Genomic DNA, 10,267 nt, shown 5'->3' with positions numbered 1-10,267 from the left:
TGCAACTGAAACCCCATAAACGACTCAATTACCAGAGAGGCATGAGGGCGCTATCACTGATTCAGAACACATTGTGAAACCCTTGTCATCCCCAAAGCCCACAAACTAAAGTTGACCGCATCCACAGGTAGATGTTCGGCAATAATCGTTAACCCTTCAGGGGTACGGTGACGGGTGGGATTCAGTAAGGGGGGAGCTGCCATGCAGGCAAAAGCGAAATTAGATCCCCTATATTCTAGCTTTTGACAATGGCTCCAAAGTCGCCTAGCACAAGGGCGTGATTCCGCAATAAGCCAAGCAAATTCAAGCGGTTAGCTCGCAAATCATCATCTTCTGCCATAACCAAGACACTATCGTCACCATCAAAGAATTGGCTGACTGTGGGGGCTATTTCGGCTAAGCCTTGGACCAGCTTTTGATAGTCTCGTGACGCTTGGGCTGCCTCAGTTTGAGGTAAAAGCTTGAGTAAGCCATCGTAAAAAGCCTGCTCAGAAGACTGTTCAAACCGTTTTGGATTCACTAAACCGTTGGGATCCAGAATATCCGTGGCCAAATCCCCTTTGGTTGCCAGACGAGCAGCACGGTTGACGGTTTCATAGATCGTGTCTAAGGTGCCGTCGGATCGAATCGTCTGCAGATACTGAGCGCGATCGCGACCATCTAACACATCCACTAAGACTCGCTGGGTATGCTCACCCTTCTCGCCTAAAACGGCATTGACCAAGTCATAGTCAATATTTTGCTCATCCTGTAGTAGGCTACGGAGGCGCTGACCAAAGAAGTCCCGAAGCTGCTGGACATCGGGCTGAAACTTAGCAAAGGTCTGCGCAAAAGCAGCGGTAGTTTCGGTCAGAAGCTGGTCCAGATTGAGATCCAGATTGGCCGCCCAGACAATATTAAGAATCGCGTTGGCCGCTCGACGCAGGGCAAATGGATCAGAAGACCCCGTCGGTATCATCCCCAGACCAAAAATACTGACCAGGGTATCCAGCCGATCGGCAATACCAACAATTTGCCCCACCAGGGTCTGCGGCAGCTGGTCGTTAGCTCCTTTGGGCAGGTAATGCTCAACGATGGCAGTGGCAATCTCGGTGGATTCACCACTTACGATCGCATATTTCTCTCCCATCACCCCCTGCAATTCCGGAAACTCGCCCACCATTTGGGTCACGAGATCCGCCTTACAAAGCTGGGCTGCCCGCTCGACTTGCTGAGTCACCTTCTGATCGAGCTGGAGTTGTTTTGCAATCCACAGGGCATTGGCCTGGATGCGATCCACCTTGGCCCGAACAGACCCCAAATCTTCTTGGAAGGTAACCGTCTCTAGCTTCGGCAAATACTCTGCTAAGGGCATGGCCTGGTCAGCTTTGTAGAAGAACTGACCATCGGCTAATCGAGCCCGAATCACTCGTTCATTGCCCGATGAAATAATGTCTGATTTGGCTGGATCACCATTAGAAATGGTAATGAAGTGGGGCAAGAGCTTCGCTTCCTTGGGGGCCTCCACCGGGAAGTAGCGCTGATGGCTAACCATTTCCGTCGTAATCACCTCAGCAGGCAGTTCCAGAAATTCTGACTCAAAGCCTCCCACCACAGCAGTAGGCCATTCCACTAAATAGGTGACTTCCGTCAGCAAATCCTCAGACATAACGGCTTTGCCCTTAACGGATTTGGCGCAGGCGTGAATCTGTTCTTTGATTAGAGTTTGGCGCTGCTCTGGATCGACTTGAACGGACGCCTTTTCTAGGGTCGCTACATAGTCTTGGGGATGCTTAATCGTTACCGGATCAGGATGCAGAACTCGGTGGCCGGAGGAAATGCGATCGCTAGTTATCGTACCTGTTGAATTCTCCAATTTAATAGGTATAAGATGGTCGTCCAGCAACGAGACCAACCAGCGAATGGGGCGGGAGAACTTTACCTCGCCATCACTCCAGCGCATAAACCGCTTGCCTTCTAGGCCAAAAATCCAGGTGGGAATTAAGTTGGCTAGAACGTTCACAGCGGGTTTACCCAGGGTGGTTTTTTGGACAAAAATAAATTCACCTTTTTCCGTATCGCGGAGTTCAAAATCTTTAATCTCAACCCCCTGTTTGCGGGCAAATCCTTCCGCTGCTTTGGTGGGTTCGCCATCCTTAAAAGCAGCCTTTGCCGGAGGACCTTTAACTTCTTCGGTTTGGTCAGGCTGCTGCTCTGGCAAGCCTTCCGCTAGTATAGCGAGTCGTCGGGGTGTGCCGTAGACTTTCAGGGATTGAGGGGTGAGCAGATGTTCTTCTAGGCTGTTTGGGATTTGCGATCGCCATTGTTCAATGGCCGATTCCACAAAACTTGCTGGTAATTCTTCTGTGCCAACTTCTAATAGAAATGTCGCCATCTCCGACCCCGCTGAATTGCTCGACAAGCTCACTATAAAGGGTTACCTGGCCCATGCAGACCACAGGTTTGCTTACACAGTTTATCGTGGGGTTATGGCAAAAAGGGTAATATGCGATCGTATTGGTCTGAGCGAGTCGCTGAACGCCCCATCACCTGACATCAAATCATTGAGACTAGAAGGCAAATCTTGAGTTCAGGGTTGACCTTATACATAGATATAAGGTCTATGATGCATTAAGTACATCACTTTAGGCATCATGAACCGCGTTGGTGACGTTGCTCGTAAATTTGGTCTAAATCCACAAACCCTCTATTTTTACGAGCGGATTGGTCTGATTCCTCCTCCAGAAAGAAATGAGTCAGGATACCGCATCTTTAGCGATCAAGACCAGGCCCGTTTAACCCTGATTGAACGAGCTAAGGCGTTAGGACTCACGCTGGATGAGATCAAGGAAATTCTGCAATTGAAAGATGGAGATACGTTAACCTGCGGAGAAATCCACCAGCGATTGCTCAAAAAATTGGACCAAATTGAGCTTAAGATTTTGCAACTGCAAGAACTGAGAGCTGAACTGCTTCCCTTAGTCCAGAAATGCCAGACCACTCTAGAGCAACAGCAGGTGGACACAGATTGTGGTGTCTTCCAACTGCAAGCGGAGGTTGTTCCTCATTCCTGATCCTCCCCCGTTATTTGACCGGCATCCTAAATTAAACCATGACAACCCATAAATCTCGATTAACCCCTCCCGTGCAGGCAGGGGGAAAACTGAATATCTTTGAACGCTATCTTACGCTTTGGGTCGGACTATGCATTGTGGCTGGTGTTGCCCTGGGACGAGTTGCACCGGGCCTTGCCGTTGCCTTGGATGCCGCCAGTGTCTATCAAGTCTCTATTCCCATTGCTGTTTGCCTGTTTTTCATGATGTATCCCATCATGGTCAAGATTGACTTTAGCCAAGCCCGACGAGCAGCCCGGACGCCTAAACCCGTTTTGTTGACTTTAGGCGTTAATTGGTTGGTCAAGCCGTTCACAATGGTGGTGTTAGCCCAATTTTTTCTGGGTCAGGTCTTTCAGCCTTGGTTACAAGGAACTGAACTCTTGCGGGGTAACGAAGTGTCCCTGGCGAACTCTTACGTTGCAGGTGCTATTTTGCTGGGCATCGCTCCCTGCACGGCAATGGTCTTAATGTGGGGATATCTGTCCTATAGCAATCAAGGCCATACGTTGGTGATGGTTGCGGTCAATTCCCTAGCGATGTTATTTCTCTATGCTCCGCTGGGTCGATGGTTACTGGCTGCCAGTGATTTAGAGGTGCCTTGGCAAACCATTGGGTTGTCAGTACTGATTTATGTTGGGTTACCCCTAGTGGCAGGTATGAGTTCCCGACATTGGATTTTGAAACATCGCGGACGTCAATGGTTTGAACAAGTATTCTTGAAATGGCTGAGTCCAATGGCGGTGCTGGCACTCTTGGCAACCTTGGTTCTATTATTTGCCTTAAAAGGAGACTTAATTGTCCAAAATCCCCTACATATTGTTTTGATTGCCATCCCCCTGTTTTTACAAACGAACGTTATCTTTTTAATCACCTATGCGATCGCCCAAAAATGGGGTTTAACCTACGAAGATGCTGCACCAGCTGCTTTAATTGGTGCCAGTAACCATTTTGAAGTGGCGATTGCTACGGCTGTGATGCTATTTGGCCTCAATTCTGGTGCAGCTCTAGCAACAGTCGTGGGTGTCTTAATTGAAGTACCCGTCATGCTGATGTTAGTGGAATTTTGCAAACGAACCGCCTTTTGGTTCCCTAGAGATCCTGCTAAAGCAACTCTGCCAGATCCCCGCTGTGCCCGCTCCCTAATGTAAAGCTTTGTAGGGTAAGAACCAATGAAACGCATCATGTTTGTTTGCAAGCATAATTCACGCCGTTCTCATATGGCAGAAGGATTTACCCGAGCACTCAAGGGAGATCAGCTTGAGGTCGCCAGTGCTGGACTGGAAGCGAGCCAAGTTGATCCACTCACTATTCAAGTGATGCAGGAAGTGGGGATTGATATCAGCAACCATACATCCAATGCGCTGGATGAGTTTGACCCCCACGATTTTGATGCGGTGATTTCTTTATGTGGGTGTGGGGTTAATCTACCGGAGGTATGGGTGACCCGCCCTATCTTTGCGGACTGGCAATTGGAGGATCCAGCAGGACAATCTGTTGATGTGTTTCGTCACATCAGAGATCAAGTGGAACAGCATGTGCGGGACTTGTTGCAAGCGTTGGGGTCATAAGACCTATCCTTGGGTGTCAGGACTTCAACCATAAAAACTTCAATGAACGCAAAGCGCTATCTGCGATGCCTTGTGTTTATTGAAGTAACCACAGGGCTGAGACAGGTAATGACAAGACTGAAAGATCAAGTCCAACAAACATAGCCTTGATCTTCCTCTCAATGCTCTCTCACTCATCTCTTGTTATCCCCAACCTTAGTCAGGGTTTCTCAGGCTGCTGGTGTCTTTGATTTCTTGGGTTAAGGTATTCCTCATGACTGGCAATTATGATTGAATTTGTAGTAACCTTCCCGATTCAATCCAAGGTTCAACATTGCTCAGAAAAGCTCTTTTTTTCATGTTTATGGAATAATGAGCACCTAATTGTGGTGATTTCTGGAGTACCTGTCTCTCTATGGAGCCAATTCTTCAAACCTTTTTGGTGACCGGACTGGCATTGCTCTGTTTCGTGTTTGAGTGGTTACCCCCGGATCTCACTGCCGTTGGTGTCATGGTGGTTCTGATGTTGCTTGGGCTGGTCACCCCTGAAGAGGGGCTGTCAGGATTCAGTAACTCTGCCACGATCACCGTCATGGCCATGTTTATTCTTAGTTCCGGGATTGCGAGAACTGGTGCGATTCAAATGGCCAGTGAGTTCTTGCTCAAATGGGGGGGAAGACGGTCAGCTCGACATATGTTGATTATGGGAGCTGTGATTGGCCCGTTCACCGCCATTATTAATAATGTGGCCATCGTCTCTGTGTTCCTCCCCGTGGTTGAGGATTGGAGTCGTCAGCGTAGGATTCCTGTGTCTAAGCTGATGATTCCGCTCTCGTACATTACGATTTTGGGGGGGATGATTACGGTTTTGGGGACGTCTACTAGCGTGTTGGCGAGTGGGTTGTCCGCAGACTTAGGGTTGGGCGCTTTTGATATTTTCCAATTTACGGCGCTGAGTTTATGTACCTTTTCTGCCGGTTTGGTCTACATGGCAACCATTGGTCATCGTCTGTTACCGGATCGCAAGTCCTCGACGAGTCTGAGTCAAGGGTACGGATTGAAGGATTATGTCAGTGAGGTGGTGATTACGCCTCGGTCCAATTTGGTGGGGCGCACCGTTCGCTCTAGCCAGATTCAACGAATTTATGATGTAGATATTTTGGAGCTGATTCATGACGGCAACCATTTCCCCCAACCTTTAGCAGATAAAACCTTGTCGGTTGGAGATATATTGCTGGTCCGGGGTGGCCGAGAAGATTTACTCAAAATTCGGGATGGTCAAGGGCTAGAGATTCTACCGGATGTGCAGTTTGGTCAAAAATCCTGGCAGGCGGATATGGGTGAAGATGAAGGGGCGGCGGAAGCGATGGTGTTGGCAGACTCCAACCTGATTGGCTCGACCCTGAAGGATTTGCGGTTTCGCCAACGCTATAACTGCACTGTTTTAGCCATTCGCCGAGGACAAGAACTGGTCCGTGACCGCTTGGGGAAAGTGCCGCTCCGATTTGGCGATCTGCTTTTGGTCCAGGGACCCAAGCAAAGCTTGATGGGTTTGCAGACGAGTAAAGAACTCTTGGTGATGGAGCAGCGAGATATTGAGAATCTTCGTCGTGATAAGACGTGGATTGCGATCGCAATTGGTCTCTTAGTCGTGGGGGTGGCCGGGACAAAACGCTTCCCCATTGCCGTAACTGCCCTATCAGGGGTGATGTTGATGGTGTTGACGGGATGCCTCAAACCTGGAGAACTTTACCGGGCCGTGCGTTGGGATGTGGTGTTTTTGTTAGCAGGCTTATTCCCCTTGGGGATTGCCATGAATAAATCGGGTGCGACTCAGCTTTTAGCCAATCAGCTGATCGCCGTAGGTGGACAATTATCGGGGTATGGATTGCTGACGTTGTTTTTTGTGCTAACGGCTCTTCTGACTGAAATTTTATCCAACAATGCCACCGTCATTTTGCTTCTCCCTGTGGCCGTGCAGGTGGCTCAGCAGCTTGGCTACAACCCCTTTGCATTTATGTTCGTGGTGACCTTTGCAGCCTCCAATAGTTTTATGACGCCCATTGGCTATCAAACCAATACGATGGTTTACGGCACAGGCGGCTATCGATTCCTAGATTTCCTGCGGGTGGGTGGACCCTTAAGCCTGCTAATGGCTGTGATTACCCCTCCACTGATTATTCTGCTCTATGGTTTGCAGCCGCTCTCTTAAACGAGCGCTTTATGTGGATACCTGTGGGTCAGGGACTTTGCCAAACGATTTGGCCGGATGGATTCACATATCCTGCTTTGCCGCCTGACTTAATCAGCGCGAGTCCTTGGTTGAAATTGCTGGCTTCATCAAATCGCGGGGAAATCACAAAGGCACCTGCCTTATTGATATAACCTTGCTGCTTGCCCACGGTCACCCAAGCTTTGCCTTCAGAAAAAGAACCAGCCCGATCAAACTTGGGGGGAATCACTATTTGCCCAGCTTTATTGATAAAGCCATATTTGAGACCGATGCGAACGAGTCCTAAGCCCTCACTGAACGCCCAAGCCCGATCAAATTGGGTGGTATGGGCAAACTGACCATTCGGTTGAATATATCGCCATTTTTGATTGGTTTCCACGGCTGCCAGTCCCTCTTGAAAGGGAGAGGCTTCATAAAACTGGGGGGCGATGACGGCTTGTCCCGCTTTGTTGATAAATCCGACTCGGCCGTTCAGCTGGACTTTCGCAAGGCCATCAGCAAAATCATGGGCCAGATTGTATTGGGCCGGAATCACCACTTGCCCTTGGCGGTTGATAAAGCCATATTTTTTACCAATTAAGACCCGTGCCATCCCTTCCGAGAAGGGGCCGACCAAAAAAAATTGCGGCTTGATCACCCATTGTCCCGAAGAATTGATATAGCCGAGCTGATCGTTGATCATCGCCGCCGCTAAGCCTTCAGAAAAATCCTCTGCGAGTTCAAACTGGGGTTTAATCACCCATTGTCCCTGTGGATTGATGTAGCCATATTTCTCGCCGGATTGGGCGACTGCAAGTCCCTCGGAAAAGGCATGTCCATCGTCATACTGAGGGGGAATAATCGTTTGGCCAGAGCGATTGATAAAGCCCATCTTGCTATTTTGGCGAATCTGAAAGAGGGGGTTGCTTTGCAGCGGCTGAGGGGGGGGAGTCGGAGAACTCGGTTGGGCTTGGGCCGGAAAGGGAGAGAATCGTAACGGTCCGTTGGCGATGCCCAAAGGACTGCCAGCGATCGCAAAACCTAGACCTAAAACCAATACGCGATGAGAGAGAGCAGTCATAGTGGTGTGATATTCAATAGAACGCTTAAACAGAGTAGACTCAGAGGGGCTAAACACACCTGGGATTTGCAATCTAGCTCAATATTTTTATACAGATTCCAGGTATTTAAGGGTTTTGACGTGCAACTCAACCAATAGTTGCTCGATTATCCGTTATAAACGCGGTACGGTAGAGGGCGATCCCCATAGGGAAAATTGATGCAAACATTCTGGACCTCTATAGTCACCTTTGCTCACACGGTGACTCAACAAGTTGGGGAACGCTTGTTAACTGAGTTTGGGGTCGTTCAATCGACGTCTAAACCTGATGGTAGCCTTGTCACGCCGTCTGACCAATGGGCCGACCACTTTCTCCGTCAGGCGATCGCATCTGCGTTTCCTGAGCATGGAGTGCTCAGTGAAGAAGCAGAACATATTTTTCCCAACAACGACTGGTGCTGGATTATTGATCCGATTGATGGCACCACGAACTTTGCTCGTGGCGTTCCCATTTGGGGAACCTCATTAGGATTGCTCTATCAGGGTGTACCGGTGTTTGGTTGTGTCCACATCCCACCTTTGCAGCAGACCTTTCACGGCTTTTGGTCTGCACCGGATCAAAACGATGGAGCCTTTTGCAATCAAACGTCTATTCAAACCCGACCGGATGCCCCAGCCAGTAATCAATTTTTTAGTCTCTGTGCTCGCAGCCTTTCGGTGTTACAGACCCCATTCCCCTGCAAAATTCGAATGCTGGGGTCCGCAAGTTACAACCTGCTCACCGTGGCTCATGGGATTACCATCGGTGCGGTAGAAGCAACCCCTAAGATTTGGGATATCGCTGGGGTTTGGCCGATTGTCCAAGCGGCAGGTGGTTCGTGGGTTCCCTTGGTTCCTAAGCCTATTTTTCCGTTAGTCGTGGGACAAAACTATAGCCAGGTGGCTTATCCCACGTTGGTGGTCAGTCAAGCCCAATGGGTCGAACAATTTGTGCCTCTCGTCACTTCCATTGGCCAACCCTAAACAATCTGTATAGTTGTCGCTAATATAATCACTGCTATGCCCCTTTCCCCCACCGTTCAACAATCCCAATCGACACTGGCCCAATTTTCAATGCTTGACGCTCCGCCGATGGCGGTCGATGAGAGAGAGCAAGTTAAGACCGCTTTATTAGCCTTAGCCCAGGCTACTGACTATCAAATGTTTGGCATCTTGGCTGAAACCTGTGATCAGGCCATTGCTGCTTTAAGAGCCTATACCCAAGCCTTTGGCTATTCGATGCCTCAGACTTGGCAACCAATTGTCGGGCCAACCTATCTCAAATTCAATCCCAATTTAGGGAGTTGCTATACCGATGGCTATACCGGTGACCACCGGGGTGTGCTGATCGCGTTTCAGTCTGCCACTGAAGAGGCGATAAATCAGACCTACGGCCATTTCCCGTTAGATTTGTTTCCAACGGCTTAATCCATCTCCAGAAAGTGTCACCCCTGGAGTATTGACGGTGCTCCGGATCCCATACAATTCTGGCAGCTCATTTATACTGTCCCCACACCCCAAATTTGAGGAGACTGTGATGGCTACTGGCGAAGTTCTCTATGAAGGGAAAGCCAAAATTATCTATCAGACAGACGATCCAGACATCCTTTTAGCCCAGTATAAGGATGATGCGACGGCTTTTAATGCTCAGAAACGGGGCACCATCACCAACAAAGGCCGTATCAACTGTGCCATTGCTACTCACTTATTTAAGATGCTGGAGGCGGCAGGGGTGGCGACCCATTTTATCGATCAACCTAACCCAGACCAGATGCGGATACGCGCAGTGCAAATTGTGCCGCTCGAAGTGGTGGTCCGGAACATTGCAGCGGGGAGTCTCTGTCAACAAACAGGACTAGAGTTAGGTGTTGCCTTGTTCCAGCCGCTAGTAGATTTTTATTACAAAGATGATGTGTTGGGGGATCCGTTACTCACGCGCGATCGCATCTTCCTCTTGAAGCTAGCCACACCAGAGCAGCTAGCGCAACTTCGTCAGTTGGCTTTACAGGTCAATCAGCTCCTGATTGATTTTTTTCATCAGTGTGGTATCACCCTCGTAGACTTCAAATTGGAATTTGGGATGACATCGGACCAACAGCTTTTGCTGGCAGATGAAATCAGCCCTGACACCTGTCGACTCTGGGACGATGCTGAATCGGACCCCAATCGACGGGTGATGGATAAAGATCGTTTCCGGCGTGATTTAGGAGAAGTGGATACGGCCTACACTCGGGTTATGGAACGGGTTCTGGCCCAGGACATATACGTTTCTTAGCTTGGTGCGATAAAATACTCCCTGTTTTGGATTTTTTTA

Annotated in this window: 10 protein-coding genes; 7 read left to right on the top strand and 3 right to left on the bottom strand. The window is 49.2% G+C overall.

Going from position 1 to position 10,267, the window contains the following annotated elements; translation table 11 throughout:
- Nucleotides 1-53: 53 nt before the first annotated feature.
- A complete protein-coding gene (locus Q0991_RS01310) occupies nucleotides 54-203 on the bottom strand; it encodes a hypothetical protein (protein WP_299484752.1) in 150 nt (49 codons plus the stop codon).
- Nucleotides 204-235: 32 nt separating this feature from the next.
- A complete protein-coding gene (gene glyS / locus Q0991_RS01305) occupies nucleotides 236-2,374 on the bottom strand; it encodes a glycine--tRNA ligase subunit beta (protein ID WP_299484751.1) in 2,139 nt (712 codons plus the stop codon).
- Nucleotides 2,375-2,633: 259 nt separating this feature from the next.
- Here glyS and Q0991_RS01300 point away from each other — a divergent pair, with 259 nt between their 5' ends.
- From Q0991_RS01300 to Q0991_RS01285, 4 genes are all read left to right on the top strand, one after another.
- On the top strand, nucleotides 2,634-3,053 hold the full coding sequence (locus Q0991_RS01300; protein WP_299484749.1) for a heavy metal-responsive transcriptional regulator: 420 nt from the start codon (nucleotides 2,634-2,636) through the stop codon (nucleotides 3,051-3,053).
- A gap of 38 nt (nucleotides 3,054-3,091) precedes the next feature.
- Nucleotides 3,092-4,243: an ACR3 family arsenite efflux transporter gene (gene arsB, locus Q0991_RS01295; protein ID WP_299484747.1), complete on the top strand. Its 1,152-nt coding sequence runs from the start codon at nucleotides 3,092-3,094 to the stop codon at nucleotides 4,241-4,243.
- A gap of 21 nt (nucleotides 4,244-4,264) precedes the next feature.
- The gene (arsC, locus tag Q0991_RS01290; RefSeq protein WP_299484745.1) at nucleotides 4,265-4,663 is read left to right on the top strand and encodes an arsenate reductase, glutathione/glutaredoxin type; all 399 of its coding nucleotides are present in this window, start codon (nucleotides 4,265-4,267) and stop codon (nucleotides 4,661-4,663) included.
- Between the two features lie 394 nt (nucleotides 4,664-5,057).
- Nucleotides 5,058-6,854: an SLC13 family permease gene (locus tag Q0991_RS01285; RefSeq protein ID WP_299484744.1), complete on the top strand. Its 1,797-nt coding sequence runs from the start codon at nucleotides 5,058-5,060 to the stop codon at nucleotides 6,852-6,854.
- A 28-nt stretch (nucleotides 6,855-6,882) separates the two neighbouring features.
- On the opposite strand, the gene Q0991_RS01280 is transcribed toward Q0991_RS01285, so the two are convergent.
- Nucleotides 6,883-7,935 (bottom strand): WG repeat-containing protein, encoded by a 1,053-nt coding sequence (locus tag Q0991_RS01280; protein WP_299484742.1) that lies wholly within the window; start codon nucleotides 7,933-7,935, stop codon nucleotides 6,883-6,885.
- A gap of 198 nt (nucleotides 7,936-8,133) precedes the next feature.
- Here Q0991_RS01280 and Q0991_RS01275 point away from each other — a divergent pair, with 198 nt between their 5' ends.
- The 3 genes from Q0991_RS01275 to purC all read left to right on the top strand — a co-directional run bounded on the left by Q0991_RS01275 (nucleotide 8,134) and on the right by purC (nucleotide 10,228).
- Nucleotides 8,134-8,937, top strand: coding sequence for an inositol monophosphatase family protein (locus tag Q0991_RS01275; RefSeq protein WP_299484740.1), 804 nt, complete (start codon nucleotides 8,134-8,136; stop codon nucleotides 8,935-8,937).
- Nucleotides 8,938-8,973: 36 nt separating this feature from the next.
- On the top strand, nucleotides 8,974-9,381 hold the full coding sequence (locus Q0991_RS01270) for a DUF1824 family protein (RefSeq protein WP_299484738.1): 408 nt from the start codon (nucleotides 8,974-8,976) through the stop codon (nucleotides 9,379-9,381).
- A gap of 109 nt (nucleotides 9,382-9,490) precedes the next feature.
- Nucleotides 9,491-10,228 (top strand): phosphoribosylaminoimidazolesuccinocarboxamide synthase, encoded by a 738-nt coding sequence (purC, locus tag Q0991_RS01265; protein WP_299484735.1) that lies wholly within the window; start codon nucleotides 9,491-9,493, stop codon nucleotides 10,226-10,228.
- Nucleotides 10,229-10,267 lie beyond the last annotated feature (39 nt).

Source organism: Acaryochloris sp. IP29b_bin.137, from assembly GCF_028285745.1.
Taxonomy (GTDB): Bacteria; Cyanobacteriota; Cyanobacteriia; order Thermosynechococcales; family Thermosynechococcaceae; genus Acaryochloris.
Note: the sequence above shows the minus strand (reverse complement) of the source record. Positions and strands in the feature narration are given on the sequence as shown.

Bases quoted from the DNA above. Each gene is read 5' to 3' on its own strand.
- Q0991_RS01310 (WP_299484752.1), bottom strand. From the start codon at position 203: ATGGCAGCTCCCCCCTTACTGAATCCCACCCGTCACCGTACCCCTGAA.
- glyS (WP_299484751.1), bottom strand. From the start codon at position 2,374: ATGGCGACATTTCTATTAGAAGTTGGCACAGAAGAATTACCAGCAAGT.
- Q0991_RS01300 (WP_299484749.1), top strand. From the start codon at position 2,634: ATGAACCGCGTTGGTGACGTTGCTCGTAAATTTGGTCTAAATCCACAA.
- arsB (WP_299484747.1), top strand. From the start codon at position 3,092: ATGACAACCCATAAATCTCGATTAACCCCTCCCGTGCAGGCAGGGGGA.
- arsC (WP_299484745.1), top strand. From the start codon at position 4,265: ATGAAACGCATCATGTTTGTTTGCAAGCATAATTCACGCCGTTCTCAT.
- Q0991_RS01285 (WP_299484744.1), top strand. From the start codon at position 5,058: ATGGAGCCAATTCTTCAAACCTTTTTGGTGACCGGACTGGCATTGCTC.
- Q0991_RS01280 (WP_299484742.1), bottom strand. From the start codon at position 7,935: ATGACTGCTCTCTCTCATCGCGTATTGGTTTTAGGTCTAGGTTTTGCG.
- Q0991_RS01275 (WP_299484740.1), top strand. From the start codon at position 8,134: ATGCAAACATTCTGGACCTCTATAGTCACCTTTGCTCACACGGTGACT.
- Q0991_RS01270 (WP_299484738.1), top strand. From the start codon at position 8,974: ATGCCCCTTTCCCCCACCGTTCAACAATCCCAATCGACACTGGCCCAA.
- purC (WP_299484735.1), top strand. From the start codon at position 9,491: ATGGCTACTGGCGAAGTTCTCTATGAAGGGAAAGCCAAAATTATCTAT.